Origin of the sequence: Nakamurella flava (assembly GCF_005298075.1) — a bacterium.
Taxonomy (GTDB): Bacteria; Actinomycetota; Actinomycetes; order Mycobacteriales; family Nakamurellaceae; genus Nakamurella; species Nakamurella flava.
This window is the reverse complement of record NZ_SZZH01000003.1, coordinates 476,535-490,623: the sequence shown is the minus strand read 5'-3', so window position 1 is coordinate 490,623 and position 14,089 is coordinate 476,535. Positions and strand designations below refer to the sequence as shown.

At 71.1% G+C, this 14,089-nt stretch carries 11 protein-coding genes; 8 read left to right on the top strand and 3 right to left on the bottom strand.

Translation table 11 applies throughout. The features are described from left to right. Window positions 1-86 precede the first annotated feature (86 nt). Window positions 87-3,560: a DNA-directed RNA polymerase subunit beta gene (rpoB, locus tag FDO65_RS14025; RefSeq protein WP_137450300.1), complete on the bottom strand. Its 3,474-nt coding sequence runs from the start codon at window positions 3,558-3,560 to the stop codon at window positions 87-89. Window positions 3,561-3,909: 349 nt separating this feature from the next. Next, window positions 3,910-4,959 carry an alpha/beta fold hydrolase gene (locus tag FDO65_RS14020; RefSeq protein ID WP_137450299.1) on the bottom strand — a complete coding sequence of 350 codons (1,050 nt, stop codon included), beginning with the start codon at window positions 4,957-4,959 and terminating at the stop codon, window positions 3,910-3,912. 209 nt (window positions 4,960-5,168) lie between these two features. On the opposite strand from FDO65_RS14020, the gene FDO65_RS14015 reads away from it, so the two are divergent. From FDO65_RS14015 to FDO65_RS13980, 8 genes are all read left to right on the top strand, one after another. Beyond that, the gene (locus tag FDO65_RS14015; protein WP_137450298.1) at window positions 5,169-6,638 is read left to right on the top strand and encodes a hemolysin family protein; all 1,470 of its coding nucleotides are present in this window, start codon (window positions 5,169-5,171) and stop codon (window positions 6,636-6,638) included. Beyond that, complete coding sequence (locus FDO65_RS14010) at window positions 6,635-7,720, top strand: hemolysin family protein (protein WP_137450297.1); 1,086 nt, start codon at window positions 6,635-6,637, stop codon at window positions 7,718-7,720. The genes FDO65_RS14015 and FDO65_RS14010 overlap by 4 nt, the downstream gene beginning before the upstream one ends. A 104-nt stretch (window positions 7,721-7,824) precedes the next feature. Further along, window positions 7,825-8,676: an alpha/beta fold hydrolase gene (locus FDO65_RS14005; RefSeq protein WP_137450296.1), complete on the top strand. Its 852-nt coding sequence runs from the start codon at window positions 7,825-7,827 to the stop codon at window positions 8,674-8,676. A 177-nt stretch (window positions 8,677-8,853) separates the two neighbouring features. Further along, complete coding sequence (locus FDO65_RS14000; protein WP_205850036.1) at window positions 8,854-9,936, top strand: response regulator; 1,083 nt, start codon at window positions 8,854-8,856, stop codon at window positions 9,934-9,936. Beyond that, window positions 9,933-11,021 carry an ATP-grasp domain-containing protein gene (locus FDO65_RS13995; RefSeq protein ID WP_137450294.1) on the top strand — a complete coding sequence of 363 codons (1,089 nt, stop codon included), beginning with the start codon at window positions 9,933-9,935 and terminating at the stop codon, window positions 11,019-11,021. Before FDO65_RS14000 ends, FDO65_RS13995 begins: the two co-directional genes overlap by 4 nt. After that, the gene (locus FDO65_RS13990) at window positions 11,018-11,872 is read left to right on the top strand and encodes a PHP domain-containing protein (RefSeq protein WP_205850035.1); all 855 of its coding nucleotides are present in this window, start codon (window positions 11,018-11,020) and stop codon (window positions 11,870-11,872) included. The genes FDO65_RS13995 and FDO65_RS13990 overlap by 4 nt, the downstream gene beginning before the upstream one ends. A 70-nt stretch (window positions 11,873-11,942) precedes the next feature. After that, window positions 11,943-13,373: a glycosyltransferase family 2 protein gene (locus tag FDO65_RS13985; protein ID WP_137450667.1), complete on the top strand. Its 1,431-nt coding sequence runs from the start codon at window positions 11,943-11,945 to the stop codon at window positions 13,371-13,373. Next, entirely contained in the window at window positions 13,370-13,567 is a 198-nt protein-coding gene (locus FDO65_RS13980) for a hypothetical protein (protein WP_137450293.1), read from the top strand. The genes FDO65_RS13985 and FDO65_RS13980 overlap by 4 nt, the downstream gene beginning before the upstream one ends. Before the next feature lie 81 nt (window positions 13,568-13,648). Here FDO65_RS13980 and rplL read toward each other — a convergent pair whose 3' ends face one another. Then, window positions 13,649-14,041, bottom strand: a complete 393-nt coding sequence (rplL, locus tag FDO65_RS13975) for a 50S ribosomal protein L7/L12 (protein ID WP_137450292.1) — start codon at window positions 14,039-14,041, stop codon at window positions 13,649-13,651. Between the last annotated feature and the right edge of the window lie 48 nt (window positions 14,042-14,089).

Here is a 14,089-nt window from a genome sequence, read left to right as displayed (position 1 = left end):
TCGGGCTCCGGGTCAGGACGGGACTCGCGGGAGGTGAGTCCCGCCCCGGCCCGGAGATCCTCCGGCGGTGCTGCGGTCGGCAGCGGTCAGTTCACGAGGTCGTCGACCGAAGCCGACTCGTTGCGGGACAGGTTGATCCCCAGGTTGGCGGCGGCGCGCTCGAGGTCGTCGTCGTCGCTGTCGCGCATCTCGATGCGCTGACCGTCGCTGGCCAGCACCTCGACGTTCAGGCACAGGGCCTGGAGCTCCTTGAGGAGCACCTTGAACGACTCGGGGATGCCCGGCTCGGGGATGTTCTCGCCCTTGACGATGGCCTCGTAGACCTTCACGCGGCCGACGATGTCGTCCGACTTGATGGTCAGGAGCTCCTGCAGCGTGTACGCCGCGCCGTAGGCCTGCATGGCCCAGCACTCCATCTCACCGAAGCGCTGACCACCGAACTGCGCCTTACCACCCAGCGGCTGCTGCGTGATCATCGAGTACGGACCGGTCGACCGGGCGTGGATCTTGTCGTCGACCAGGTGCAGCAGCTTGATGATGTACATGTAGCCGACCGCGACCGGGTACGGGAACGGCTCCCCGGAACGGCCGTCGAACAGCGTCGCCTTGCCGTCGGTCTGGACCAGCCGCTCGCCGTCGCGGGTCGGGATGGTCGAGCCGAGCAGCCCGACGATCTCGTCCTCCGAGGCGCCCGAGAACACCGGGGTCGCGGTGTTGGTCCACGGCTCGGCCGAGCGGGCCTCGGGGGCCAGCTCCTTGGCCCAGCCGGGCTCACCGTCGACGTTCCAGCCCTGACTCGCGACCCACCCGAGGTGGGTCTCCAGGATCTGGCCGATGTTCATACGACGCGGCACACCGTGCGGGTTGAGCACGATGTCGACCGGGGTGCCGTCCGGCAGGAACGGCATGTCCTCGACCGGCAGGATCTTGCCGATGACACCCTTGTTGCCGTGACGGCCGGCGAGCTTGTCGCCGTCCTGGATCTTCCGCTTCTGGGCCACGTAGACGCGGACCAGCTCGTTGACGCCCGGGGGCAGCTCGGCGCCGTCGTCGTCCCGGCTGAACACCCGGATGCCGATGACCTTGCCGGTCTCGCCGTGCGGCACCTTCAGGGAGGTGTCGCGGACCTCGCGGGCCTTCTCGCCGAAGATCGCGCGCAGCAGTCGCTCCTCCGGGGTCAGCTCGGTCTCGCCCTTGGGGGTGACCTTGCCGACCAGGATGTCGCCGTCCTGCACCTCGGCGCCGATGCGGATGATGCCCCGCTCGTCAAGATCGGCGAGGACATCTTCCGAGATGTTCGGGATGTCCCGGGTGATCTCTTCCGGCCCGAGCTTGGTGTCGCGGGCGTCGATCTCGTGCTCCTCGATGTGGATCGAGGTCAGCACGTCGTCCTGGACGATGCGCTGGCTGAGGATGATCGCGTCCTCGTAGTTGTGGCCCTCCCACGGCATGAAGGCGACGAGCAGGTTCTTGCCCAGCGCCATCTCGCCACCGTCGGTGCAGGGCCCGTCGGCGAGGACGTCGCCGGCCTCGACCCGGACGCCCTCCTCGACGATCGGCTTCTGGTTGAAGCTGGTGCCCTGGTTCGACCGACGGAACTTGTTCAGCCGGTAGGTGCGGTGGGTGCCGTCGTCGGCCATCACCGAGATGTAGTCGGCGGTGGCCTCCTCGACCACGCCGGACTTCTCGGCCACGACCACGTCGCCGGCGTCCTTGGCCGCACGGGCCTCCATGCCGGTGCCGACCAGCGGCGCCTCGCTGCGCAGCAGCGGGACGGACTGGCGCTGCATGTTGGCGCCCATGAGCGCACGGTTGGCCTCGTCGTGCTCCAGGAACGGGATCATCGCGGTCGCGACCGAGACGATCTGCCGCGGCGAGACGTCCATGTACTCGACCTCGGACGGGTCGACCTGGTCGACCTCGCCGGAGCCCTTGCGCCGCACCAGGACGGTGGACTCCAGGAAGCGACCGGTGGCGGCATCCAATTTGGCGGACGCCTGGGCGATGATGTACCGGTCCTCCTCGTCGGCGGTCAGGTACTGGATCTCGTCGGTGGCGACACCGTCGGTGACCTTGCGGTACGGGGTCTCGATGAAGCCGAACGGGTTGACCCGGGCGAAGGTCGACAGCGAGCCGATGAGGCCGATGTTCGGGCCCTCAGGGGTCTCGATCGGGCACATCCGGCCGTAGTGGGACGGGTGCACGTCGCGGACCTCGAGCGAGGCGCGGTCACGGGACAGACCACCCGGGCCGAGCGCCGACAGACGCCGCTTGTGGGTCAGACCGGCGAGCGGGTTGGTCTGGTCCATGAACTGCGACAGCTGGCTGGTGCCGAAGAACTCCTTGATGGAGGCGACGACCGGCCGGATGTTGATCAGGGTCTGCGGCGTGATCGCCTCGACGTCCTGGGTGGTCATCCGCTCACGGACGACGCGCTCCATCCGGGACAGGCCGACGCGGACCTGGTTCTGGATGAGCTCGCCGACGGTGCGCAGACGACGGTTGCCGAAGTGGTCGATGTCGTCGGTCAGCACCGGGATCACCGGGGTCGGCGAACCGGCCGCGGCTTCGTCCTCGGAGCGGTCCCACTCGGTCTGACCCTCGTGCAGACGCAGCAGGTACTCGACCGTGGACAGCAGGTCGTCCTCGGTCAGCGTGCCGTGGCTGGTCGGCTTGGCCAGGCCCAGCTTCTTGTTGATCTTGTACCGACCGACCTTGGCCAGGTCGTAGCGCTTGTCCTTGAAGAACAGGTTCTCCAGCAGGGCCTGAGCGCTCTCCTTCGTCGGCGGCTCGCCCGGACGCAGCTTGCGGTAGATGTCCAGCAGCGCCTCGTCCTGCCCGGCGATGTGGTCCTTCTCCAGGGTGGACAGCAGCACCGGCGACCACGAGAAGTGCTCGCGGATCCGCTCGGTGTCCCAGCCCAGCGCCTTGAGCAGCACGGAGACCGGCTGGCGACGCTTGCGGTCGATGCGGACGCCGATGGTGTCGCGCTTGTCGATGTCGAACTCCAGCCACGCACCGCGCGACGGGATGACCTTGACCGAGAAGACGTCCTTGCCGGCCGTCTTGTCCAGGGACTTGTCGAAGTAGACGCCCGGGGACCGGACGAGCTGGCTCACGACGACCCGCTCGGTGCCGTTGATGATGAAAGTGCCCTTGCGGGTCATCATCGGGAAGTCGCCCATGAAGACGGTCTGCGACTTGATCTCGCCGGTCTCGCCGTTCATGAACTCAGCGGTCACGAAGAGCGGCGCCGAGTAGGTCATGTCCTTGTCCCGGCACTCCTCCTCGGTCGCCTTGACCTCGTCGAAACGGGGGTCGGAGAAGGACAGCGACAGGTTGCCGGAGAAGTCCTCGATCGGGGAGATCTCCTCGAGGATCTCGTCGAGACCGCTGGGGGTCGGCTCCTCCTGGCGCGCACGCCAGGAAGGGGCACCGATCAGCCACTCGAAGGAATCGGTCTGCAGGGCGAGGAGATTCGGTACTTCCAGTGGTTCATTCAGCTTCGCGAAGGAAACCCGGGGGGAGGTCCCGGGAGCCGGAGGCGTGGTGACTGCCAAGATTCGTCCTTTCGAGGACTAGCTTCTGCCGCGGTCAGACACCCACCGCATCCGCCCAGGTCAGGGCACGCTCCACCCGTGAGGGCGGGGTGTGTCGGACGAGGACGGCGCAAAGTGGGCAGCGCAACGTCGAAGCCTACCAGCCCCAGGGCGCGTCTGTCCAGACGTGCCCTCCGGGCATCCTGACGGGCGAGCGAAAACCGGTTGGCCGACCGCGGGGACAAGACCGCCGCGACATCCGACACCGACCGGACGAACCGCTCAAGCCACGGATACAGGATCCGAAAGGACGCGGCCCTCCATATGACCGACGTCGCGGACCAAGAGTGGCCCGCGTCCCCGGCTCACGTCAAGCACCGTCCCCCGGCGCGGTCGTGGTCGCCTGCGCGCCCCGTCCCGGTACGGCCGCTCGGATCGCCGCCGCCACCTCCGCCGCCCCGGGCCCACCCAGCAGCAGGCTGTAGTGGTTGGTGTCGGGCACGTCCCGCACGGTCAGTCCCCGCACCGCGGCGGCGTGCGCGGCCGCCCAGTCCGGCGGGTACATCCCGCCCGGCCGGTCCAGCAGATCCCGGGGCGCCCGCAGCAGCACCACCCCGTCGCCGGCGGCGCGGCCCCACCGGGCGGTCAGTGCCGCCAGCCCGGCCCGCAGTGCCGGACCACCACCCGGTTCGGCGATCTCCACCCCGTCGGCCAGCATCGCCGCCTCGTCGGTCACCGGCCGCCAGCCGGCGGCGGGATCCTGCGGGTCGACCGCCCGCAGGTCGTAGTCGAAGTACTCGGCCAGTCCGTCCGGCCAGGGCCCGGACAGGGCCGGGTGCGCGGCCCAGAAGTCCCGGTAGGCCGCGCGGTCGGGGAAGGTGCGGCGCAGCCGGTCGGCCGTCGGACCGAGAGTGGCGCGGATCGCCTCCTCCCCCCCGCTGGCCCCCGGCGGGGTGGGCAGCGGCAGACCGCCGTCGACCAGGACCAGACCACCCGGCCAGGGATCGGCCGACCCGGCGCCGGTCCCGAGCAGGGCGACCGCGACGAACCCGCCCATCGAGTGCCCGACCAGCACCGCCGACGCCGGCGAGGCGATGACGGCCGCTGCCACCGCCCGCACGTCGTCGGCGTGCCTGGCCAGGCCGTAGGGCCCGGGCAGGTTCGCCGACCGGCCCCGGCCCCGCAGGTCGGGTGCGACGATCCGCCAGCCCGGCAGCTGGTCGGCGACGACCGTCCAGGCCAGGTGGGACGAGGTGATGCCGTGCACGCACAAGGCCGTGGGCGGCGGCGCGGAACGGTCACCGGCGCTCCCGGACCCGTCGGCCGCCGGTTCCCAGATGCCGACCCGCAGCTGCCCACCCGGGACGTCGACGTCCTGCGTGCGGTATTGACGGAAAGGTCGACCGCGCTCTGCGTCCATCGCTCGACTGTGCCGCATCCGACCGGTCGTCGGGCGCCCGGGGCGGGAACCCTGAGCGCCGCCTGAGCGTTCCCCCGGCATGATCCCTTCGCGCCGCCGCGCGGTCCCGCGCCCCGGCACCCAGGACGCCGGACCAGATTCGTCGCACACCGGGCCGGTCGCCCGGTGACGACCTCCGACAGCCACCGATCCGAGCGGCCAGTGATCCGATGATCTGGCCGCTGACCCTTCTGCTGGGCCTGCTGGTGGTCCTGGCGATCACCGCCGCCACCGCCTACTTCGTGGCCCAAGAATTCGCTTACATGTCGGTCGACCGCTCCAGCCTGAAGGCCGCGGCGACCGCCGGGGACGCCGGCGCCCGGCGGGCGCTGGACATCACCCGCCGCACCTCGTTCATGTTGTCCGGCGCCCAGCTCGGCATCACCGTCACCGGTCTGCTGGTGGGCTACGTGGCCGAGCCGCTCATCGGGTCCGCCGTCGGGGAGGCCCTCGGCGGGGTCTCCGTCCCGCAGGCGGTCGGCGTGACGATCGGCACCGTCGCGGCGCTGGTGTTCGCGACGTTCGTCCAGATGCTGTTGGGCGAACTGGTCCCCAAGAACCTGTCGATCGCCCGGCCCACCCCGGTGGCCGTCGCCCTCTCGACCTCGACGCGCATCTACCTGGCCGTCTTCGGCTGGCTCATCACGATCTTCGACAAGTCGTCCAACCTGCTGCTGCGGTTGCTGCGCATCGAGCCGGTGCACGACGTGGAGTACTCCGCATCGCGCCGTGACCTCGAGCGGGTGGTGGCGGCGTCGGCCAAGTCCGGCGACCTGAGCCCGGAACTGTCGGTGCTGCTGGACCGCATCATCGACTTCCCCGAGCGGACGGTCGAACACGCCATGATCCCGCGATCGCGGACGGGCAGCGTCAGCCCGGACGCCCCGATCGGCGCGATCCGCGAGCTCATGCACACCGAGCACTCCCGCTACCCCGTGCTCAGCGACGACGACGAGGTCGTGGGCGTCGTCCACCTCGTCGACCTGCTGAGCCTGTCCGCCTCCGACACCCGCGACGGGCGCCCCCTGACCGCGGCGGACGTCATGCGCCCGCCCGTGTTCGTACCGGCGGCCATGCGACTGCCGGACGCGGTGGCCCATCTGGCCGCCGGCGACCGGCAGCTCGCCTGCGTCATCGACGAGTACGGCGGCTTCACCGGCGTGCTGGCCGTGGAGGACGTCGCCGAGGAACTCGTCGGTGAGATCGCCGACGAGCACGATGTCGCCGAGAGCCCCATCCGTCAGGACGCCGACGGCGCCTGGGTGGTCCGCGGGGACCTGCCGATCGACGAACTGGAACGGATCATCGAGCAGGACGTCCCCGACGCCCAGGCCGAGGACGCCGAGACGGTGGCCGGCCTGGCCCTGGCTCAGCACGGCGCATTCCTGCAGGTGGGCGACACCGTGGAGATAGCGCTGGAGGTCGATCCCGCGGCGTACGCGCAGGACGACACCCCGGCGCCACCACATCTGCAGATCACCGTGCTCGAGGTCGCCCGGCTGGTGCCGTCGGTCGTGCGGCTGACCGTCCGGCCCCCGGCCGATCCGGCAGACCCCACCGGCGATCCGTCGGAGGAGCACCTCACCCTGGGCGCCGAACCGGTGGCCGACCTCGCCATCCGGACGGGAGACGAGCGATGAGCAATCCCCTGGTCCTGACCGCGGTCACCGCGCTGATCATCGCGCTCAGTGCCTTTTTCGTGGCCATCGAGTTCGCCCTGCTGGCCGCCAAGCGGCACCGCCTGGAGGACGCCGCCGCCACCAGCCGATCGGCCCGGGCGGCCCTGCGCAGCTCCGCCGAACTCACCGTCGTCCTGGCCGGTTCCCAGCTCGGCATCACGGCCTGCACCCTGGCCCTGGGCGCCGTCACCAAGCCCGCCGTGCACGACGGGCTGATCCCGCTGCTGGCCGGTACGGGTCTGCCCACGGTGGTCGCGGACGTCGCCGCGTTCGTCCTGGCGCTGATCGTCGTGACGTTCCTGCACCTGGTGGTCGGCGAGATGGCCCCGAAGTCGTGGGCGATCGCCCATCCGGAGCGGTCGGCGATCCTGCTGGCCGTGCCGATGCGGGCGTTCATGACGGTCTTCCGGCCAATCCTGCTGGCCCTGAACGGGATGGCCAACTGGTGCCTGCGCCGGATCGGCATCGAACCGGTCGACGAGGCGCACGTGGGCCACGACCCGCAGGGCCTGCGGCAACTCGTGGAACACTCCGCGCGGGTGGGCGTGCTGGCCGTCGAGGAGTCCGAGCGGCTGGCCGGTGCCCTGGAGCTGCAGTCGATGGTGCTCGGCGACCTGGTTCGCACGGGGTCGCGGCCCACCGCGGTGCCCGCGGATGCGTCGGTGCAGGACGTCCGGGACGCCGCGGTCCGCAGTGGCCACCTGCGCATCCTGGTCGAGGACCGCTCGACCGCACCGGACGGCGTGGGCTACGCCGGGGTGGTGCACGTCCGGGACACCCTGGCCGACCCCGCGGACGCTCCGATCGCCCCCCACGTCCGGGAGGTCTTCACGCTGGCCGCCGACACCCCGGTCTCCCGAGGACTGGAGACGATGCGGCAGACCCGTCACCAGCTCGCGCTGGTCACCGACGACCAGGGCCGGGCGCGCGGCGTCATCACCCTGCCCGATCTGCTGCGCACCCTGTTCCCGGACCACGGCAAGCGGCCCCGGGCCGCGCAGCGTCCCTCGGATGCCGGGCAGTCGGTGCCCACCTCCGCTTGAGGGCCCGGACGATCCGAACGATCCGGGGTCGGTGTCGCTTGACCGCGACGGGCAACGGGCATCGGACCACCAGCAGTCCACGAACCATCGATGAGGAGCACCGCATGCCATTCGTCACGGTCGGCACCGAGGGCGACAGCCCGGTCGAGCTCTACTACGAGGACCACGGATCGGGGCGACCCGTCGTCCTGATCCACGGCTGGCCGCTGTCCGGCCGGTCCTGGGAGCACCAGGTCCCCGCCCTGATCGACGCCGGCTACCGGGTCATCACCTACGACCGCCGCGGTTTCGGGCGGTCCAGCCAGCCGTGGTCGGGGTACGACTACGACACGCTGACCTCCGATCTCAGCGTTCTGCTCACCACCCTGGATGTCACCGACGCCGTGCTGGTGGGCTTCTCCATGGGCGGCGGCGAGGTCGTCCGGTATCTCGCGCACAGCGAGGCCGTCGGCCAGGACCGGGTGTCCGCCGCCGTGCTCGCCGGCGCGGTGACGCCCTACCTGCTCAAGACCGAGGACAACCCGGACGGCGGCATCGACGACGCCTGGGTCAAGGACTTCATCGCGACCATCGCCCAGGACCGCCCCGCGTTCCTGGCCGACTTCCTGGCCGCGTTCTTCGCCGCCGGCGACCGGAGCGACCTGATCAGCGGCCCGTCCCTGGAGTACTACCGGCAGATCGCCGCCTTCGCCTCCCCCCAGGGCACCCTCGACTGCGTCGACTCGTGGGCGCGGACCGACTTCCGGGCCGACCTCGAGAAGGTCAGCGTGCCCACCCTGGTCATCCACGGCGACGCGGACGGCACGGTGCCGATCGAGGTCAGCGGGCAGCGATCGCACGAGGCCATCGACGGCAGTGAGCTGCACGTCGTCGCGGGCGGACCGCACGGCTTCCCCGTGACGCACGCCGACGAGTTCAACCGGGCGCTGCTGGCTTTCCTGTCGGGCCAACGCTGACCGGATTCACCCCGGGGGCCCGGTCCGTCCATCGGTGGTGGACACCGGACCACCGGGTGTGATCGGGTCCCGGGGCAGGTCAGCTCCATGGGGGATTGTTCCCGGCCCCACCGGTTGCGCACCCTGGACTGCACGGGGTCCGGGGGGCGGTGCCCCCTGATCGAGGGGGGGCTGTGCGTGGGGGATCTCCGCGTCCTGGTGGCCGAGGACGACCGTGACCTGGCCGAGTTCGCGCGCACGGTGCTGTCGCGCCGGCCCGGCGTCACGGTCATGGTGGCCACGGACGGTCGGGAGGCCCTCGCCGCCGTGGACCGCGGGGACGTCGACGTGCTGTTCACCGACATCGAGATGCCCGGCCTGACGGGCCTTGACCTCGTCGGACAGGCTCGGCGGCGCGACCCCGGCCTACCGGTGGTGATGATGACCGCACACGCCTCGGTTGACTACGCGATCACCGCACTGCGCAGTCAGGTCGACGAATTCCTGGTCAAGCCCGTCTCGGCGGCCCAGTTCCGCTCCTGCCTGGACGCGATGACCACGCTGCGCCACGACCGCGACGCCGCCGGGGCCCGGCCGACGGTGTTGGCCATCGGCGCCCACCCGGACGACGTCGAGATCGGGGTCGGCGGGCTGCTCGCCGCGCACCGGGCGGCGGGCGACCCGGTGGTCATCCTGACGCTGTCGCGGGGGGCCCGCGGCGGCACGGCGGACGACCGCCAGCACGAATCGCTGGCCGCGGCCGAGCTGCTCGGCGCCCGCCTGTTCCTGGAGGACCTCGAGGACACCCGCATCAGCGCCGCCGACCCGACCGTGTCGATCGTCGAGCGCGTCACCCGCGAGATCGACCCGAGCATCGTCTACACGCACTCCGTCCACGATCGACACCAGGACCACCGGGCGGTCCACCAGGCGGTCTCGGTCGCGACCCGCCGGGTCGCCACCCTGGCCTGTTTCCAGAGCCCGTCGGCCACCGTCGATTTCCAGCCGAACCGGTTCGTGCCCATCGACGGGTTCACCGACACCAAGCTGGCCCTGCTCGAGTGTTTCGGCAGCCAGACCGGTATCCGCGACTACCTGGAACCAGATTTCGTGCTCGCCACCGCCCGTTACTGGAGCCGGTTCGGCGGCGGCCGGTCGTGCGAGCCTCTCGAGGTCCTGCGGGACACCAGCGGCCTCATCTCTCCGGGCCGATCCGGCCGGACCACGGCCGCGCACGAACACTCCCCCACCGCAACCGCGACCGAACGGATGACGGCATGAACCCCCACTCCCCGACCGAGCCCACCACCGTGCTGGTCACCGGAGCCGGCGGTGCCGCCGGCATCGCGATCATCCGCTCACTGCTGGCCCGGGGCGGTGTCCGGGTCATCGCCGCCGACATGGACCGGCTGGCCAGCGGCCTCTACCTGGTGCCGGCGGCCGACCGCGTCCTGGTCCCCGCGGGCCTGGCCCCGGACTTCGCGTCGGCGGTCCACCACTGGTGCGAGCACTTCGGCGTGCAGGTGGTCTTCCCGACGGTCGACGTCGAGCTGCCGGTGCTGGCCGCGCGCCGCGTCGAGTTCGAGCGGCGGGGGACGCGGCTGGCCTCGCCCTCCCTGGCCACCCTCGACGTGTGCCTGGACAAGTGGGCGCTGGCGCGTCGATGCCAGGGCGTGCTGCCGGTCCCCCGCACGCAGACGCTGTCGCCGGCCGCTGCCGTCGGCCGTACCTTCCCGGTGATCGTCAAGCCGCGGCGGGGCGCCGGGTCGCGCGGTATCGAGCTGGTCGAGTCGGCCGCGGATCTGATCGCGCTGGGCACCGACGACGACCGTCTGGTCCAGGACTACCTGCCCGGCGACGAGTACTCGGTCGATGTGCTGGCCGGTCTCGACGGCAGCGTCATCGCCGCCGTCCCCCGGTCCCGGCTCCGGGTGGACAGCGGTATCTCGGTGGCCGGGGCCACCTTCCACGACGACGAACTGGAGGCCGCAGCCCGGGCGGTGGCCCGGGCCATCGACCTGACCACGGTGGCCAACGTGCAGCTGCGCCGGGACGCCGACGGGCGCGCGGCCCTGCTGGAGGTCAACCCGCGCTTCCCGGGAGCCATGCCGCTGACGGTGGCCGCCGGCGTCGACATGCCATCCCTCACATTGGATCTCGTGCTCGGCCGACCGGTCCCGGCGGCCCTGGACTTCCAGGAACTGGCCGTCGTCCGGCATCTGGACGAAGTGTTCGTGACCAACGCCGAGATCGCGGCGGTCGACGACGCACCCCCGGGACGGACCGGTCAACGGGTCGGCGCCGTCCATCCCGACCCGGTCTCCCCTGCCGCGGAGGTCCCGGCCGGCAGCACGGCCGGCCGGTGACGACGCCGACCGTCACCGACCGATCGGGCGCCGGTGGCAACGACGGCCCGCTGCGGTGGGCCGGCCCGGCCGGCGACCACCACGTGCACTCCTCGTTCTCCGACGACGCCGTCAGCACGCTGGCCGAGAACGTCGCGGCCGCCGAGGCGGTCGGCCTGACTGCGATCCGTCTGGTCGAGCACATCCGGGAGTCCAGTACCTGGATGCCCGACTACCTGGTCGCCATGGCCGCCCTGCGGTCCACCTCGGGGCTGGCCCGGCTCGACGAGGACGATCCCGGTGGGGGTCAGCGCGACACCGACCACGGCGGACCGCTGCGGGTCGGCACCGGGGTCGAGACCAAGATCATGGACGTCACCGGGCGGTTGGACCTGCCGCCGGACCTGCCGCGGGGCCCGGACGGTTTCGGCCGCATCCTGATCGCCGACCACCAGTTCCCGGGCCCCGACGGGCCCTGGTCACCCCAACGGGTGCTCGCCGAACGCGCGGCGGGGTTGCGGAGCGAAGACGTCATGGACACCCTGGTGTCAGCGATGATCCGCGCGACCGCGCGCGTCACCGGGGGGCAACTGGCGCATCCGTTCTCACTCCTGCCCAAGATCGGGCTCAGCGAGGCGGACCTGCGCGACGACCACCTGCGGGCGTTGGCGTCGGCCTGCGCGGCCAACGGCACCGTGGTGGAGGTCAACGAGAAGTGGGCATGTCCGGGACCCCGGGTGCTGCGCACCCTGGCCGACGCCGGCGTGGTGGTGGTGGCCTCGACCGACAGCCACCGCGCCGCCGGCGTCGGCCGCTACCGGCGCATCCTGGACATGACCGGCCCGAGCCCGCCCGTCACACCTGCCCGCTGACCCCCGATCGGTTCGGGTCCCGGTGAGCCACGGCCTTTGGTGGGACGTCCTGCAGGTCGTGTTGCTGACGATGGTGATCATCGGCGCCATCCCGGTGGTCGTCGGTCTCTACCAGTTCGCCCTCGTCCCGTTCCACGTCTGGCGCAACCACAACAAGCACGCCGCCCCGTACTTCCCGCGCGTCGCGGTGATCGTGCCGGCCTGGAACGAGGGTGCCGTGGTCGGCACCTCGATCGACCGGCTGGTGCGGCTCGAGTACCCGGCGGACCGGTTGCGGGTCTACGTCGTCGACGACGCCAGCACCGATGACACTCCGGACGTGGTGCGGGAACGCGGACGCCGTTATCCCGGGCGGGTGGTGCACCTGCGGCGGGAAAAGGGCGGCGAAGGCAAGGCCCACACCCTCAACCACGGCATCCGCATCCTGCTCGACGAGGGCTGGGCCCAGGCAGTGCTGATCATGGACGCCGACGTGATCTACCAACCCGACTCCCTGCGCAAGATGACCCGGCACCTGGCCGATCCCGAGGTGGGAGCGGTGACCGCGTTCATCGCCGAAGGGTCGCCCCGGCCCGCGTACCTGACGCGCTACGTGGGCTACGAGTACGTCGCCGCGCAGGCCGCGGCCCGGCGGGCGCAGAACGTGCTGGGGGTGCTGGCCTGTCTGGCCGGTGGCGCCCAGTTGCACTCCCGGGAGAACCTCGAGGCCATCGGCGGGCGCATCGACACCACCACGCTGGCCGAGGACACCGTCTCGACGTTCCTCACCCAGCTGGGCGGGCGCAAGGTGGTCTTCGAGCCGTACGCGGTGGTGCTGGCCGAGGAGCCGGAAGCGGTCGGGGCGCTGTGGAAGCAGCGACTGCGCTGGGCGCGCGGGAACGTCCAGGTCACCCGGCGGTTCCGGCACCTGTGGTTCCGGCCGTGGAAACACCGCCTGCTGGGCGGGTTCTCGTTCGGGCTGATCTGGTTCTCGGTGTTCCTGCTGCCGCTGTGCATGCTGCTGTCGTCGGTCGGTCTGATCGGCCTGTGGCTCATCGACAGCGGGCTGGCCGCGCGGCTGTTCGCCGTGATCTGGTTGCTGGCCGCCGGCACCTACCTGTTCATCACCGCGATGACCCTGCAGATCGACCCGCGGTCGGGGCGCCGCACCTGGCGGGAGGCCGTCGCGTTCCCCGGCCTGATCTCGTTGCTGGTCATGCTGACCGCGTTTGTCCCGAACCTGATGACGGACCTGCTGCCGGACATCGGCGAGACGATCTTCGTCCTGTTCACCTACGCGTGGCTGACCCTGTGCATGCCGGCCGCGTGGCTCGCCAAGTGGGCCGAGAACGTCCGGGTCGGCCGACTCGAGGTCGGTCGATGGCTGGCCCCGACGCTGGTGTACCTGATCGGTTACGGCCCGCTGCTCTGCGCGATCACCTTCGACGCCTACGTCAAGGAGTTCAAGGGCGCGGCGAACGTGTGGGACAAGACCGAGAAGACCGGGCGGGTGATGTCGTGACCGGGCCGCCCGCGCTGCCGGGGGATCTGTGGGAGCCCGACCCGGCCGGAGTGGCTGCCCCCATCCCCGACCTGCCGACGATGGACGACGAGATCGTCCGGGACCGTCGCCACGAGTGGTACCTGGTGCGGGCGGCGCTCGTGGCCCTGGTGCTCATCGGGCTCGCCGTGTGGGTCCGACTGCTGACCACCTGAGGCAGCAACGCCGAAGGGGGCGGATCCGATCGGATCCGCCCCCTTCGGGATGTTGCTTGCGTCAGACGCAGGCGAACAAGGTCACTTGACGGTGGCCTTGGCGCCAGCCTCCTCCAGCTTGGCCTTGGCGGCCTCGGCGGCCTCCTTGGTGGCCTTCTCGAGGATCGCCTTCGGCGCGCCGTCGACGAGGTCCTTGGCCTCCTTCAGGCCCAGCCCGGAGACGAGCTCGCGGACGGCCTTGATGACCTGGACCTTCTTGTCGCCGGCAGCCTCGAGGATGACGTCGAACTCGTCCTGCTCCTCGACGGCCTCGGCCGGGGCAGCGCCAGCGGCACCGCCGGCGGCGGCAACGGCGACCGGAGCGGCCGCGGTGACGCCGAAGGTCTCCTCGAACTGCTTCACGAACTCGGACAGCTCGATGAGGGTGAGCTCCTTGAACGCGTCGAGCAGCTCGTCGGTGGTCAGCTTCGCCATGATGGCGTTCCTTTCGCTTCAGCGCCCGCGCGGAGGAACCCGCGGCGG

Excerpts from the sequence above, each read along its gene's own strand:
- FDO65_RS14020 (WP_137450299.1), bottom strand. The coding sequence starts at position 4,959 with ATGGACGCAGAGCGCGGTCGACCTTTCCGTCAATACCGCACGCAGGAC.
- FDO65_RS14015 (WP_137450298.1), top strand. The coding sequence starts at position 5,169 with ATGATCTGGCCGCTGACCCTTCTGCTGGGCCTGCTGGTGGTCCTGGCG.
- FDO65_RS14010 (WP_137450297.1), top strand. The coding sequence starts at position 6,635 with ATGAGCAATCCCCTGGTCCTGACCGCGGTCACCGCGCTGATCATCGCG.
- FDO65_RS14005 (WP_137450296.1), top strand. The coding sequence starts at position 7,825 with ATGCCATTCGTCACGGTCGGCACCGAGGGCGACAGCCCGGTCGAGCTC.
- FDO65_RS13995 (WP_137450294.1), top strand. The coding sequence starts at position 9,933 with ATGAACCCCCACTCCCCGACCGAGCCCACCACCGTGCTGGTCACCGGA.
- FDO65_RS13985 (WP_137450667.1), top strand. The coding sequence starts at position 11,943 with ATGGTGATCATCGGCGCCATCCCGGTGGTCGTCGGTCTCTACCAGTTC.
- rplL (WP_137450292.1), bottom strand. The coding sequence starts at position 14,041 with ATGGCGAAGCTGACCACCGACGAGCTGCTCGACGCGTTCAAGGAGCTC.